The organism is Bacillus sp. Y3, from assembly GCF_008123875.1.
Taxonomy (GTDB): Bacteria; Bacillota; Bacilli; order Bacillales; family Bacillaceae; genus Bacillus; species Bacillus altitudinis.
In genome coordinates this window covers 300,978-315,525 of the sequence record NZ_VSSC01000004.1, presented here as the reverse complement: position 1 = coordinate 315,525, position 14,548 = coordinate 300,978, and the positions used below count along the sequence as shown (strand labels likewise).

12 protein-coding genes are annotated in these 14,548 nt (G+C 41.9%); 5 read left to right on the top strand and 7 right to left on the bottom strand.

Annotated features, from left to right (window positions below; genetic code table 11):
* The first annotated feature begins 95 nt into the window (after positions 1-95).
* Genes addB through FXF70_RS11265 form a run of 5 tightly spaced genes read left to right on the top strand, consistent with a single transcriptional unit; the run spans position 96 to position 12,197 of the window.
* The gene (gene addB, locus FXF70_RS11285) at positions 96-3,605 is read left to right on the top strand and encodes a helicase-exonuclease AddAB subunit AddB (protein ID WP_146269911.1); all 3,510 of its coding nucleotides are present in this window, start codon (positions 96-98) and stop codon (positions 3,603-3,605) included.
* Complete coding sequence (addA, locus tag FXF70_RS11280; RefSeq protein ID WP_148780259.1) at positions 3,583-7,287, top strand: helicase-exonuclease AddAB subunit AddA; 3,705 nt, start codon at positions 3,583-3,585, stop codon at positions 7,285-7,287. The genes addB and addA overlap by 23 nt, the downstream gene beginning before the upstream one ends.
* A 25-nt stretch (positions 7,288-7,312) precedes the next feature.
* Positions 7,313-8,488: an exonuclease subunit SbcD gene (gene sbcD / locus FXF70_RS11275; protein ID WP_025207109.1), complete on the top strand. Its 1,176-nt coding sequence runs from the start codon at positions 7,313-7,315 to the stop codon at positions 8,486-8,488.
* Positions 8,485-11,880: an exonuclease subunit SbcC gene (gene sbcC, locus FXF70_RS11270; protein WP_148780258.1), complete on the top strand. Its 3,396-nt coding sequence runs from the start codon at positions 8,485-8,487 to the stop codon at positions 11,878-11,880. Before sbcD ends, sbcC begins: the two co-directional genes overlap by 4 nt.
* Positions 11,881-11,897: 17 nt before the next feature.
* A complete protein-coding gene (locus FXF70_RS11265; protein WP_025207111.1) occupies positions 11,898-12,197 on the top strand; it encodes a hypothetical protein in 300 nt (99 codons plus the stop codon).
* Positions 12,198-12,244: 47 nt separating this feature from the next.
* Here the strand turns inward: FXF70_RS11265 and FXF70_RS11260 are convergent, their stop codons facing one another.
* From FXF70_RS11260 to FXF70_RS11230, 7 genes are all read right to left on the bottom strand, one after another.
* Positions 12,245-12,463 (bottom strand): spore germination protein, encoded by a 219-nt coding sequence (locus tag FXF70_RS11260; protein WP_003211468.1) that lies wholly within the window; start codon positions 12,461-12,463, stop codon positions 12,245-12,247.
* Between the two features lie 22 nt (positions 12,464-12,485).
* Positions 12,486-12,920, bottom strand: a complete 435-nt coding sequence (locus tag FXF70_RS11255) for a spore germination protein GerPE (protein ID WP_007499121.1) — start codon at positions 12,918-12,920, stop codon at positions 12,486-12,488.
* Positions 12,920-13,096, bottom strand: coding sequence for a germination protein GerPD (locus tag FXF70_RS11250; protein ID WP_003210893.1), 177 nt, complete (start codon positions 13,094-13,096; stop codon positions 12,920-12,922). Before FXF70_RS11250 ends, FXF70_RS11255 begins: the two co-directional genes overlap by 1 nt.
* A complete protein-coding gene (locus FXF70_RS11245) occupies positions 13,093-13,707 on the bottom strand; it encodes a spore germination protein GerPC (RefSeq protein ID WP_008348607.1) in 615 nt (204 codons plus the stop codon). The genes FXF70_RS11250 and FXF70_RS11245 overlap by 4 nt, the downstream gene beginning before the upstream one ends.
* A gap of 31 nt (positions 13,708-13,738) precedes the next feature.
* A complete protein-coding gene (locus tag FXF70_RS11240; RefSeq protein ID WP_003210877.1) occupies positions 13,739-13,972 on the bottom strand; it encodes a spore germination protein GerPB in 234 nt (77 codons plus the stop codon).
* A 14-nt stretch (positions 13,973-13,986) separates the two neighbouring features.
* Positions 13,987-14,208 (bottom strand): spore germination protein, encoded by a 222-nt coding sequence (locus FXF70_RS11235; RefSeq protein ID WP_003211745.1) that lies wholly within the window; start codon positions 14,206-14,208, stop codon positions 13,987-13,989.
* Positions 14,209-14,335: 127 nt separating this feature from the next.
* Positions 14,336-14,497 carry an aspartyl-phosphate phosphatase Spo0E family protein gene (locus tag FXF70_RS11230; RefSeq protein ID WP_008348605.1) on the bottom strand — a complete coding sequence of 54 codons (162 nt, stop codon included), beginning with the start codon at positions 14,495-14,497 and terminating at the stop codon, positions 14,336-14,338.
* Between the last annotated feature and the right edge of the window lie 51 nt (positions 14,498-14,548).

The following is a 14,548-nucleotide window of genomic DNA, read 5'->3' as shown; positions in this document are numbered from 1 at the left end:
TTTTCAATCGGAGGAGAAAGGGAAGGTGATAGGAAAATAGCTATTTACCTTTATTTTCGCTAGAATATGAGTACATAAGAAAGGTGTTGTGGAACGTGGAGATTCAGTTTTTAGCAGGCAGATCGGGGAGTGGAAAAACGACTGCAATTCTAGAAGAAATCAAAGAACAACTTCGGCTTGATCCGCTGGGTCCACCAATCATTTTTTTAGTCCCGGATCAAATGACATTTTTAATGGAATATGAGCTTGCAAAAACATCTGAAGCTGGTGGAATGATCAGGGCCAAAGTCTTTAGTTTTACTCGGCTTGCCTGGTCTATATTACAGCAGACTGGCGGTGCGAACCGTCAATTTGTCACAAGCACAGGGATTCAAATGCTCTTAAGAAAAGTAATAGAAGAACAGAAAGACAAGTTTAAGGTATTCAAAAAGGCGAGTGATAAACCGGGATTTGTTGAGCAAATAGAAAAGACGATGGCTGAATTCAAAAGGTACTGTATGATGCCAGAGGATATTGAAAAAATCTCGGCATCCAGCATGCATTCAGAGTATACAGAAGAAAGACGTGCGGCGGAAAAATTGCATGATCTTCATGTTCTTTATCAGCAGATGGAGCAGCATCTGCAAGATGAGTATGTGCACTCAGAGGATTACTTGACACTTCTGGCTCAGCAAATTCCTTTATCAGAAGAATTGAGAGGGGCACACATTTATATAGATGGTTTTTATCAGTTTACCCCCCAGCAGCTTCTTGTCATTGAACAGCTTTTGCTACATGCCGAAAAAATAACAGCTGCATTCACAGTGGATCGTTCCTATCATGACACGCAGCCAAATGAACTTGATTTATTTCGCATGACAGGTAAGACATATTCCCAGCTTTATCAGCTGGCCAAAGAGTGCGGAGCGGCTATTTCTGAGAACATTTTGGAGAGAAATAAGCGGCATTTTCATACCCCAGATCTAGCTTATTTAGAAAATCAATATGAACAGAGACCTTTGCAGCCGTATCAAGAAGAAACGCCTCACCTTACCGTATCGAAAAGTGCAAATAAACGAGCTGAAATTGAGGGAGTAGCGAGAGATATTCTTGATTTAGTAAGAGGGGAAGGTCTTAGGTTACGAGATATCTCAATTGTTGCAAGACATGTAGACGACTATAAAGATACGTTAAAAGAGGTGTTTCGAGATTACGATATTCCTTTCTTTATTGATGGAAATGAATCGATGCAGTATCATCCGCTCATTGAGTTCATTCGTTCGAGCCTCGATGTCATAAAAGGGAACTGGCGGTATGAGGCGGTGTTTCGCTGTGTGAAAACGGAGTTCTTATTTCCGCTTGAACTCGCTAAAAACAAAGCGAGAGAACAGGCGGATCAGCTTGAAAACTATTGTATTGCTTACGGTGTAAAAGGTGAACGCTGGACGAATGGTTCACGATTTCATTATCGCCGCTTCCAATCACTAGATGAAGATTTTGGACAAACCGATCAAGAAATAGAAATGGAGCAAATGCTGAATGATGTAAAAGAATGGATTGTTCCGCCTCTCTTTCAATTGCAAAAAAGATTGAAAAAAGCGCAAAAGCTAAGCGACATGGTCGAGGCAGTGTATGTTTTTCTAGAAGAAGCCCAAGTGCCAGAAAAGCTTGAAAAGGCAAGGCTTGAGGCAGAAGAAGCAGGCAGGTTAGCTGAAGCGATGCAGCATGGGCAAGTGTGGGATGCTGTCATTCAATTGATGGATGAATTTGTTGAAATGCTGGGCGAGGAGGAGCTCTCATTTCCATTATTTCAACAGATGATAGATACAGGACTGTCCTCTCTTAAGTTCGCTTTGATTCCCCCTTCACTTGATCAAGTGTTTATCGGAAGTATGGATTTATCCAGAATGTATCAAGTAAAGTGTACGTTTGTCATTGGAGTAAATGATGGAGTTATACCTGCACGGCCCTCTGATGAAAGTGTATTGTCTGAAGACGACCGGGAATGGTTAAAACGGGCAGGAGCAGAGCTGGCAGAGACAGGGAAGGAACGGCTGCTGGATGAACAATTTTTGATATATCAAGCGTTGTCCAGTCCATCGCACTACCTGTATGTATCCTATTCAGCTTCAGATACGGAAGGGCGGTCTCTTTTGCCTTCGACCCTTATCAAGTATTGTGAGGAACTGATGCCAAACCATCAGCAAGCCCTCTATGTGTTAGATCCAGAGCAGTTGGATGATCAGGAGCAATTAAAATTTGTAACAAACGAGCATGTCTCGTTATCCTATACCGTTTCGCAGCTGCAACAATGGCTCAATCAATATCGGATCAGCGGCGTATGGTGGAGTGTATATAATCATTTGATGACCTCGTCCAACCGCGACGTATCAAAAAAAATCATGTCCAGCTTGTTCTTTACAAATAGAGCGAAACGTTTAAATCCGAATGTCACAAAAGAACTTTACGGTGACCATATTCAGGGCAGTGTTTCAAGAATGGAGAAATTCAATGCATGTGCATTTTCTCATTTTGCTTCCCACGGGTTAAAACTAAAAGATCGACAATTTTACAAATTAGAAGCACCTGATATCGGTCAGCTCTTTCACTCGGCTTTAAAACTGATTTCAGATACGCTTGTTGAACAAAAAAAGGATTGGAAAAACTTAACGAAGGAAGATTGTGTGACCTACTCAAGGCATGCAATCGAACAGCTGGCTCCACGTCTTCAAAAAGAAATTTTATTAAGCTCTAATCGGCATGCTTATATAAAAGAAAAGCTTCAAAAAATCCTCATCAGGGTGTCTTCTATATTAAGCGAACATGCAAAAGTGAGCGGATTCTCTCCGGTTGGACTTGAGTTAGGTTTTGGAGGTCAAGGACCTCTGCCGCCGTTTACTTTTCAATTAAAAAACGGCTGCACGATGGAGCTTGTTGGAAGGATTGACCGAGTGGATAAAGCAGAAGGATCAAAAGGACTTCTTTTAAGAATTGTCGACTATAAGTCCAGTGAGAAGGGGCTTGATCTAGCAGAAGTTTACTACGGTTTAGCCTTGCAAATGCTCACTTATTTAGACCTGACCATTACGTATTCTAAAGAATGGCTTGGCATGGAAGCGACACCGGCAGGAATTTTATACTTCCATATTCATGACCCGCTGATTCAAGCGCCTATTCCGCTTGGAGAAGATGCAATTGAGCAGGAAATATTGAAGAAATTTAAAATGAAGGGTCTATTGCTCGAAGATGTGGAAGCAGTGAAGTTGATGGATCAAACACTCGAATCAGGAAGATCACAAGTCATCCAAGCTGGTTTGAAAAAGGATGGTTCTTTCCGATCTGACTCTGCGGTATTAAGTGAAGATCATTTTCACATTCTCACAAAACACGTTCGGCGAACCTTTGAAGAGGCAGGAGAAAGAATTACAAGCGGTGAGGTAGAAATAAACCCATATAAATTAAAGGATCAAACCCCTTGCCGCTTTTGCTCCTTTAAGTCTATTTGCCAATTTGATGAATCAATAGAAGATAATGAATTTAGGGTGCTCACCTCTGAGAAGGATGATGTCATGTTAGACCGGATCAAAAAAGAAGGGGATCAGTATGCAAATACCAAAACCGAATAACAGTACTTGGACAGATGACCAATGGAACGCCATCGTTTCAGAAGGACAAGATATTCTTGTTGCTGCGGCGGCAGGGTCAGGAAAAACAGCGGTCTTGGTTGAACGGCTGATTCGAAAAATGACTCGGCCTGAGCAGCCAGTTGATGTGGACAGGCTGCTCGTAGTGACTTTTACCAATGCTTCAGCAGCAGAAATGAAGCACCGGATCACTGAAGCACTTGAAAAAGAACTATCTAAAAACCCTGGATCACTTCATATGCGGAGACAGCTGTCACTTATGAATCGTGCCAATATTTCTACCTTGCACTCTTTTTGTTTGCAAGTTCTCCGTACCTTTTATTATGAGATTGACCTTGATCCAGGTTTTCGTTTGGCTGATCAAACAGAAGGAGAATTATTAGGAGATGAAGTGTTAGATGAACTGTTTGAGGATGAGTATAAGGCTGGAAAGCCGTCATTCTTTGAACTCGTTGATCGTTACACATCTGATCGGCATGATTTAGATCTTCAATGGCTTGTCAAAAGAATTTATGAGTTTTCTAGGTCACATCCAGCGCCCGAACAATGGATGCGGGCATTCCTTTCTCTTTATGATGTGGATACACAGACAAAGGTAGAAGAGTTACCCTTTTATCCATATATCAAAGAGGACCTTTCTCTCGTTTTAAGAAGCTGTCAGGAACTGCTGGAACAAGCGCTCACTTTATCAAAAGAGCCGGGAGGTCCAGCACCGAGAGCAGAAAATTTTATAGATGATTTAGAGCAAGTAAATGAATTAATAAGGCATCAAGATGATTTTGGGACACTTTATGAGCTTTTGCCAAACATCAATTTTAAAAGGTTAAAGACTTGCAAAGGGGATGACTATGACCCGGCTCTGTTAGAAAAAGCAACAGATGCACGCAATCAAGCCAAAAAACAATTAGAAAAGCTAAAAGATGAATACTTTATGCGCAGTCCCGATCAGCATTTAAAAAGCTTGGCTGAAATGAAGCCAGTTGTAGAAACACTTGTAGAGCTTGTGATTCAATATGGAGAGCGTTTCGAGAGAGCAAAACAAGAAAAATCAATCGTAGACTTTTCGGATCTAGAACATTATTGTTTGCGCATTTTAGCGAAGCAGGACGCAGAAGGAAATCTCATTGAAACAGAAGCGGCTAAATACTATCAACAGCAATTTGAAGAAGTACTCGTGGATGAATACCAGGATACAAACCTTGTCCAAGAAACGATTTTAAAGCTCGTGTCTAAAGGAAAACATCCTGCCGAAGGCAACCGCTTTATGGTTGGTGATGTGAAGCAGTCCATTTATCGCTTTAGACTTGCAGAGCCGATGCTCTTTTTAAATAAATATAAACAATTCAAAGCAGACAGCAATGAAACAGGTAAAAGAATTGATCTAAATAAAAACTTCCGTAGCCGGGCTGATGTTTTAGACAGTACCAACTTTCTGTTCAAACAGCTGATGGGAGAAACGGTTGGAGAAATTGAATATGACGAACAAGCTGAATTAAAGCTTGGAGCGAGTTATCCGCAAAGCGAAGACACGACGACAGAAATGCTTCTTGTTCATTTAGATCAGCACGACACAGAAAGCGATGAAGAACGAGAAGAGCTAGAGACGGTTCAATTTGAGGCGAGAGTGATTGCAAAGAAAATAAAAGAATTGGTAGAACAGCCTTTTCAAGTGTACGATGCAAAACAGCAATTGACCCGCAACTTGCAGTATCGAGACATTGTGATCTTGCTTCGCTCAATGCCGTGGGCTCCGCAAATGATGGAAGAGTTGAAGAAGCAGGGAATCCCTGTTTATGCGAATCTTTCCTCAGGCTATTTTGAAGCTACAGAGGTATCTGTCATTCTTTCTTTGTTAAAAGTGATTGATAATCCATATCAAGATATTCCGCTCGCTGCTGTTTTAAGGTCACCTATTGTTCATTTAGACGAAAATGAGATGGCACTGATTAGAACCAGTGATAAAAAAGGTACTTATTATGATGCTGTGAAGGCATTTATGAGTGTGACACACTCTGATCATCCAACATGCAGAAAGCTGGAGCGTTTCTTCCTTCAATTACGCAAATGGCGTGATTTTTCTATTCAGCATTCGGTAGCAGAACTGATTTGGGAAGTGTACCGAGATACACAATATCTAGATTATGTCGGCGGGATGCCAGGAGGTAAGCAAAGACAGGCAAACCTTCGGGCTTTATATGATCGAGCAAAACAGTATGAAAAGGCTGCTTTTAGAGGGCTGTTTCGATTTCTTCGATTTATTGAAAGAATGCAAGAGCGTGGAGATGATCTTGGAGCGGCAAAAACGTTCAGTGAAACAGAGGATGTTGTCCGCATGATGACCATTCATAGCAGTAAAGGACTCGAATTCCCTGTTGTGTTTACTGCAGGACTTGGCAGGAACTTTAATATGATGGATCTAAATCAGTCCTACTTGCTCGATAAAGAACTAGGTTTTGGCAGCAAATATATTCATCCTGAGCTGAGAATTAGTTATGCAACATTACCGCTGATCGCGATGAAAAAAAAGATGAGAAAAGAGTTATTATCTGAAGAACTGAGGGTTCTATATGTGGCGCTCACAAGGGCGAAGGAAAAATTATTTTTAGTCGGCTCTGTCAAAAATCAAGTGAAAGCTTTAAGCAAGTGGCAAAATGCCGCAAACGGAGACGACTGGCTCCTCCCTGATTTTGAACGTTATCAAGCGAGAACATACTTAGATTTTATTGGCCCTGCTCTTATCCGCCATCAAGCGATGTCATCTCTTTTAGAAGAATCGAGAGAAGTCGTTCTCTCTCATCCATCATCATTTTCTATCACCTTTCATCAAGCGTCCGATCTTCTACAAGAAGACATGTCACTTGAAAAACAAAAACAAGACGAAGTGGTACAAGCATTAATGGAAGGGGTGCCTGTTCAAGGATATGGCGATTACGAGGAGGAAGTAAAAGAAAGACTTTCATGGCGTTATCCATATTTAGCGGCCTCCCAAGTAGGGACTAAGCAGTCAGTTTCTGAGATCAAAAGAATGAAAGAAATACAGGATGAATACAGTGTGCCTTCTTCCGTTCGAAAAGCTCGTGCGACATTGTACGAACGACCGGCTTTTATGAAGAAAAAAACACTCACAGCCGCAGAACAAGGGACGGCCATGCATACAGTCATGCAGCATATCCCTCTTCCTTCAAATGAACCATACGATGAATCTCGTGTAGAAGAGCTGCTCCATTCTTTAAAAGAGAAAGACTTACTAACAGATGAACAAATCCAGTCAATCAATCGAGAAGGAATTGTGGCCTTCTTTTCTACTGCTATTGGTCAAAAACTGCGTAAAGCGGACTGGGTGAAACGAGAAGTATCGTTTAGTATGGTTTTACCGGTTAAAGAGATATACAGCCATATTGATGCAGAAGGTGAACCTGTGCTCATTCAAGGAATGATTGATTGTTTATTTGAAGCAGATGGCAAGCTCTATTTACTTGATTATAAAACAGATCGAGTGACTGGCAAATTCTCAGGTGGATTAGAGGAAGCTGAAGCGATGTTAAAAAAACGCTATGAAACGCAAATATCGTTGTATACAGCAGCGGTAGAGCGTTTAACAAACAGAACATTAGAGGAAAAAATCCTTTATTTCTTTGATGGAAATCTAGAAATTTCTTTATAGGTGGAATGAATGAGAGGTGAATCACATGAGGATTCTGCATACGGCGGATTGGCATCTAGGGAAAACCCTTGAAGGCCGAAGCAGGCTTGAGGAGCAAGCGGAGTTTTTAGATGAATTAAATCAAATCGTCAAGGATGAACACATTGATGTCATTGTGATGGCAGGCGATGCCTTTGATACAGTGAACCCTCCTGCTCGCGCAGAACAGCTTTTTTATGAAAGTCTGTCTGCATTATCTGATAAAGGAAAGCGTCAGGTGGTTGTGATCTCTGGCAACCATGATAACCCAGACCGTTTATCAGCCGCATCTCCTTTAACGAATGAGCAGGGGATTCATTTAATTGGATATCCGACAAATGATTTAATTCATGTCGATGTTCCTTCTGCAAGTGAACGTCTATCTATTGCAGCACTCGCTTACCCGTCCGAAGCAAGGCTCAACGAAGTGCTGGCTGAAACATTTGAAGAGAAACTGCTCCGTGATCAGTACAATTTAAAAATACAACAAATGTTTCAACATTTAAGCAGCCAATTTCAGGCGGATACGGTTAATATCGCAACAAGTCATATTTATGTGGCAGGTGGCAGTCAAACGGATTCGGAAAGGCCGATTGAAGTGGGAGGCGCATATACCGTTGCGGCCGAAAGTCTGCCTGAGGCGGCTTGTTATGTCGCACTGGGGCATTTGCATCGCCCACAAACCATTAAACGCGCCAAAACGATTGCCCGCTATTCTGGATCTCCACTTGCATACAGCTTTTCTGAAGCAGGCTACGCCAAATCAGTCACCATTGTGGATGCAAAACCGAATGAAACAGCAAGCTGGAAAGAAGTGTTTTTATCAAGCGGTAAACCACTTATGAAGTGGAAGGCGACTGAAGGACTGAGCCAAGTACACAGTTGGCTGGATGAAAAGCGGGATCTTCAAGCCTGGATTGATTTAGAGATTCACTTAACAGATCAGCTGTCGATCGAACAAATTCATCAGCTTAGAAAACAGCATAGTGGATTTGTCCATATTAGACCAAAGTTTAAAGAGTTACAGCAAAAAGAAGAACAAAAACAAGTGGAAAAGCTCTCGATTGAAGAGCGGTTCGTGAAATTTTATGAGCGTCAGACAGGTGGAGGTCTACCTGATGAAAAAACCGTCAAGCTATTTTTAGAGCTTGCCAATGACATGCAAGAGGAGGAAGCGAATTGAAGCCGATCACGCTAACCATTAAAGGACTTCATAGCTTCAGAGAAGAGCAAACCATTGACTTTAGCTCCTTATGTGATGCAGGTGTGTTTGGTATTTTTGGACCGACTGGAAGCGGAAAATCGTCCATATTAGATGCCATGACACTCGCACTCTATGGCAAGGTCGAACGTGCACTCAATAATACGCATGGTATTTTGAACCAAGCTGAAGAAAAGCTGTCTGTCTCCTTTACGTTCGCTTTGCAAAGGGAACACCATATTTCTTATAAAGTGGAACGTGCCTTTAAACGGGCAGATGAAATGAAGGTTAGAACGACGTTATGCCGATTGATTGAAATTGGTGATACGCAGACAGTTCTTGCAGATAAAGCAAGTGAGGTCAATCGTAAAATAGAAGAATTACTTGGTTTAACCATTGACGATTTTACGAGAGCGGTTGTTTTACCCCAAGGAAAGTTTGCGGAATTCCTTTCATTGAAAGGAGCCGACAGACGCCAAATGCTGCAGCGCTTGTTTAATTTGGAGAAATATGGTGATCAGCTCGTCAAACGTTTACGCGCAAAGGCTCAAAATCACTATGGACAGAAAAACGAACTGCTGGCTGAACTGACTGGATTAGGAGAAGCTGGTCCAGAGGCATTAGCGAAAGCTAAAGAAGCAGCTGCGCAGGCGCAAGCTATTTTTCTTGAGAAAAAACAAACGCGGGACGAAGCGTTCACTACTTTTACAAAAGCGCAAGCCATCTGGCAGTATCAAAAGGAACAAGAAGCGTACGAGAAGGAACAAAACAAACTCAATCTACTGGCACCAACGATGGAAGAGAAAAAGAATCAACTTCGCATTGCAGAGCAGGCAGAGACATTAAAGCCTTATGCGGATGCATTAACAAAGTCTGAAAAGCAGCTCTCTCAAGCATCAAAAGAGAAGCAGGAAGCAGAAAAACATTTACTTCATCAACGAACGATCTATGATCAAATGACGCAGGAGTATGAGCAAACGCGGCAAAAGAAAATGGAAAATGAGCCAGAGCTTCTTCAAAAGAAAGAGCAGCTGATTCAATTAAAAGAAATTGAACGAAAAAAAGAAACAGCTCTTCAGGAAAAGACCGTACTAGAGCAGCAAAACCATGAAAAAACGCAGCAATTGACTCAAAAAAAAGCGGAAGCCGAAAACCTGCAATCTTTATTAGAGCGTGCGCTTGCGAAACAAACACAGTTGAAGCATGAGCTGGAACAATTACAAGTCTCTGTCAAAGAGCGGAAACTTGTACAAGACGCACTTCGTTTCAGTGAAAATGTTCAAAGAATGAATGTGAGCATTCAAAAGGAAGAACAAAAGATTGAGGAGCTAAGACAGCGTTCAGCACAGGCGACACAATCATATGAAAAGCTTCAAAAACAGCAAAAAGATCATCATGAAAAAATAAATCAATCGTTTCAAGCGATAGAACAATTGTATTTTTATGTATGTGAATTTGAACGAGGTCTTACAGAATGGAGTCATAAAGAGCAGGACAAAAAACAAGAAAAATTAAAACAGCGTGATGTTGTCAGATCGGCAGAATTAAGAAAAGAATTAGCGGCAGAGCTAGTAGACGGTGAACCATGTCCTGTTTGTGGATCGATTCATCATGATCCAAATGCTGTGATAGACAATGACCATGAAGAAACGGTTGCCCAAATTGATGAATGGATTGTAAAAATGGATAAAGAGCTCAAGCTGGCAGAGGAATATGCTAGAGACATGTTTGCTGCAAAGCAGCTGCTTGAAACGCATGCCAATCAATTAGTTAAACAGTTCTCCTTTTTATCTCAAAAAGCCCCCAATTCGGAAGTAGCTGCAGCAGTAGAAGCAGTACAGAATCCGCAGTCTTTGTACCAGCTGATTCAAGAATGGAAAGGTGTAAAACAAGATATTCAAGCAATCGAAAGCAAACGAGCTCGTTTAATGGACGTCACTTATGATCAAGCGGCAGAAATGAGCAAAGTAAAAGATCAACTGACATTTGAGCAGCAGCGCATACAAGAACTAGACATGCTGATCAAGGAGCTTCGGTCTGAGCTTTCCGAACAACTGACGCAATTTGAACAGACCTTTCCTCACCTGACAATCAACCAAGTGCAGGAAATGCAGCAACAAATTGACGAAAAGGATCAACAAGCGGAAGGTTATCAAGAGCGTATTGAGAAGAGTATTTCTTTTCTAGAGGAAAAACAGCAGGCAAAAGAGCATCTGCAAACAGCCATATACGATCTAGAGAAGGAACTCGATAAGCTGGCGCATCAACTGGGAAGCCAGCAGCACCTGATCGATCAATATGAAACAGATCTACAGCGATATCCTTTAAAAGCCGCTTCTCTTTCTGATGAACTGGACGAAGTTCAACAATCTCTTGCTCATCTAAATGAAAAAGAACAGCATTCGTACGAGCAATTAAAGCATGCACAGCAATTATTTAGTGAGGCGCAAAGCCATTTCTCAAGCAGTGAACGTCAGCTCCAAGAGGCTAAGCGGCGAAAACAAGAAGCTGAGGAAGCATGGCAAAAAGAAACAGGACCTACTCCTTTTGATCAGCCGCAGGAGATTGAACCTGCTTTAATGGATCGATCTGTACGTCTTACAGTCAAACAGGAAATTGAGGAATTTGAGGATAAAAGAAAGCAATGTGCAGCAAACTTAAAGCGAATTTCGGAACTGTTAAAAGGTGAGTCGCTGGATGAAGACGAGTGGACAGATATTCAACTAAAAAAAGAAGCGGCGGAAAAAGCGCTTGAAGAAGCGACAGCGCTGAGTGGATCTGCACAAGAGCATCTGCGAGTGATTGAAGCAAACCATCAACGCTTTGCAAGCATTCATGAACGTCTTGAAGAACTGCAGCAAGAAATTGACCGGCTGGATAAGCTTCAAACTGTGTTTAAAGGGAATACGTTTGTTGAGTTCCTAGCAGAAGAACAGCTAGAAAGTGTCAGCCGCGATGCTTCTCATCGTCTTGGGATTTTGACAAGACAAAGATATGCCATTGAAGTCGATTCAGAGGGCGGTTTTGTGATGCGGGATGATGCCAATGGAGGTGTCAGACGTCCGGTATCCAGCTTGTCTGGGGGAGAAACTTTCCTGACGTCTTTAGCACTTGCTCTTGCTCTGTCTGCACAAATTCAGCTGAGAGGTGAGTTCCCGCTGCAATTCTTCTTCTTAGATGAAGGATTTGGTACACTCGATCAAGACTTGTTAGATACGGTGATTACAGCATTAGAGAAGCTGCAGTCTCAAAATTTAGCTGTTGGTGTGATCAGCCATGTGGAAGAATTAAAGATGAGACTGCCAAAGAAACTGATTGTCCACCCAGCAGATCCAAGCGGGAAAGGAACAACAGTCTCGATGGAATTAATGTAAAGTGAGGTGATCTCAGGATGGCAAAGCAAACGATTGGATTATGTGAGCTGTGCGGAAGACAAGAGGTCGTCCTTACGGAACATCACTTGACCCCAAAAGAAGAGGGAGGGGCCTTTCTACCGACTGCCTTCCTGTGTATCCCTTGCCATAAACAAGTACATGCTCTTTATACAAACCAGGAGCTTGCCGCACGTTTGAATACGCTGGATGCACTAAGACAAGATGAAAAGCTTGTTCCGTACATCAAATGGATTCGAAAGCAGCCGGCAAGCAAGCTGGTCAAAACAAAGAAATCAAGACAACGCAGAAAGAAATAAGCATAAAAAAGCGCTCCTCTAAATGAAATGAGTGTAGAGGAGCCGCTTTATGCATTGCCTACCATATTCTGATCATTTAAGTCAGGATCCACATAGTTGGTGGCGCTAATGCCATTATTTAAAATCAAGAAATCTCCGGTATTCCCCGCTCCAGAGCCTAAAGCAGATTTTGAAGAACTTTTAGGCGAAAGATAAAATGAGTCACCGACGTTTACGACGCCCCCAGAAATCGAGTTAATGTAAATGGGTCCGACAATTGCTGGCATAATCGACATCCTTTATTCGAAGTCATATCACCATCATATGCGAAGGTAGGTCCAATTGTGAGTTTGGCGGATGTTCGTCATTGTTGCTAAATAACTCTCGAATATGCTTCACTCGCGCAACGGCATTTATTCCGCACGTAGAGCCAATTTGATAGATAGAGGAGGAAGAGACCCCTTCTACATGAATGGACGACACTTTAATGAGAGGCTTTTCATGATAAAAGGCCGTTCTAACCGCTCGTTCTGGCAGCATCAATGGGATCGGCTCATAATACACTTCAAATTCTTTTTCATCTAGGTTTTCAGCTTCATTTCCATAAAACAAACTAATGGTTCGCTGAACAGCTAGCACCTTCACGTTCGGACATAGCTCTTGTGTATCACCAATTTGAACAACACTCGCAATCCCGACAGAATTCACCTTCGAGAACTTTACTTGAGATGTGCGCTTGATCATTATCGAGGGGCTAGAGGAACAAACGGGCCAATAATTAAAGATTCTGGCGGTGTATCAAAAATCGATGACAGCTGTACGTGATCCGTGTCCCCGATAATAAATAGGGAAGAGGACGATACCCCAACTACTTTAATGCTTCCGGTTTCGATGTTGCGGTTGACGACTGTGAAATTCATCCGTTTTCCTCTCCTTTCGTTTCATTTGGAATATGGGCTAAAAAGTGCTCGATTGCCCGTTTGACATCATGTTTCACATATTCAGCAATTTGCTCGGAACGTTGAAGCGGGGTCATATCTTCCCTTTGTGGCAGCTGCCCCGCATAATATTTGATTCTACTGTCTATTTGTTTTCGAATGTCCTCAATGATATGGTGTTTGTTGCTTTCATCAAGCGAGCCTTCGTATCGCTGCTCTAGTTCTTCAAGAAGCTGCGGTGCTTCTTCATTTAAGAATGCATCGACAAGCTGGCGTGTTTGATTGAAAAATTGATCAGCCATTTCTTGCTGCATCATTCCAATTCCCGGGGTTGTTGTTTGGCCCACTTCAAAATTTTGAACACTATTTGGATCAGATGGATTGAGGCCGATATTTAATGTGCCTTCCAGCCGCTCGATTTTCAGTTGATCAAATTGATAATCAATCCGTTCAATCGTTGTTGTCGGTTTATCTTTGATCATTTGCATTTCCTGCTGAAGCTCGTTAAGCCTTTTTTCAAGCATCATGATTTGCTGTGTTTGCTTTTGAATGATGCCATACATTTGTGAAGCGCTGTTTTGATAGTCATACATATGCATACACCTCCGGGGATTGCAGATGAACTTATGTTGTTGGTGACTGAAGCGGTACAAAAGGTGCCGTGCTTGCGCCCTGAGACTCTTCAATTCCTTGTGTGCCTGCTGCGGCAGGTGCTGCTTCTACGTAGCTACCAGTGTTATATAGATTGGAGAGTGCTTTGATTGATCCAGCACTGCCGATTTGAAGAACGGATGAGTTACTCACAGACTCCACACGTAAGTAATTAATTTGTATCGCTTGATTAATATAGAAGTTCAATGGATTCTCACTCCTTACAAGTTACCAACAAGCGGTTGATCAATGACATCACTATCATACGTATTTGTCACACTTTTATAGTTGCTAATGCGTAATTGATCACCAGTGTTAAAACTGCCTGCGCCGGCAAACGTTTTAACCTGACTATTTGGAGAAATGGTGATGCAATCTCCAACATGAACGACTCCGCTCGTTCCGACGGCATTTACTTTAAAGGCTCCAACAATAGCCGGCATAGCGGTGCACATCCTTTAGAAAAATAGGGCACTTCGTTTTTGGGCGTTTCACCATAGCTTATGATGGGGCTTTTAATATGTGATTGTCTTTTTGAAGAACTTTGATGAGAGGAATGAAGTGTATGGTTTACCCTTTATTCGAGCATTCTTTAGAGGTGGTTTTGATGCCTTTATTTAAGAGTGTGTCAAGCTCTTGACTGCACCTGATGGTTTCTTCGGCATTCATTCCGAATTTTTTTGCGGTCTCAATTAAATGTAATCTTTTTTGTTCAATTTCATAATTGATCATAACGGACGCCAACTCTCACATTTTTTATCAAATAGAAGGATATGGTTAGTA

Bases quoted from the DNA above. Each gene is read 5' to 3' on its own strand.
- addA (WP_148780259.1), top strand. From the start codon at position 3,583: ATGCAAATACCAAAACCGAATAACAGTACTTGGACAGATGACCAATGG.
- sbcD (WP_025207109.1), top strand. From the start codon at position 7,313: ATGAGGATTCTGCATACGGCGGATTGGCATCTAGGGAAAACCCTTGAA.
- FXF70_RS11265 (WP_025207111.1), top strand. From the start codon at position 11,898: ATGGCAAAGCAAACGATTGGATTATGTGAGCTGTGCGGAAGACAAGAG.
- FXF70_RS11260 (WP_003211468.1), bottom strand. From the start codon at position 12,463: ATGCCAGCAATTGTCGGACCCATTTACATTAACTCGATTTCTGGGGGC.
- FXF70_RS11255 (WP_007499121.1), bottom strand. From the start codon at position 12,920: ATGATCAAGCGCACATCTCAAGTAAAGTTCTCGAAGGTGAATTCTGTC.
- FXF70_RS11250 (WP_003210893.1), bottom strand. From the start codon at position 13,096: ATGAATTTCACAGTCGTCAACCGCAACATCGAAACCGGAAGCATTAAA.
- FXF70_RS11245 (WP_008348607.1), bottom strand. From the start codon at position 13,707: ATGTATGACTATCAAAACAGCGCTTCACAAATGTATGGCATCATTCAA.
- FXF70_RS11235 (WP_003211745.1), bottom strand. From the start codon at position 14,208: ATGCCGGCTATTGTTGGAGCCTTTAAAGTAAATGCCGTCGGAACGAGC.
- FXF70_RS11230 (WP_008348605.1), bottom strand. From the start codon at position 14,497: ATGATCAATTATGAAATTGAACAAAAAAGATTACATTTAATTGAGACC.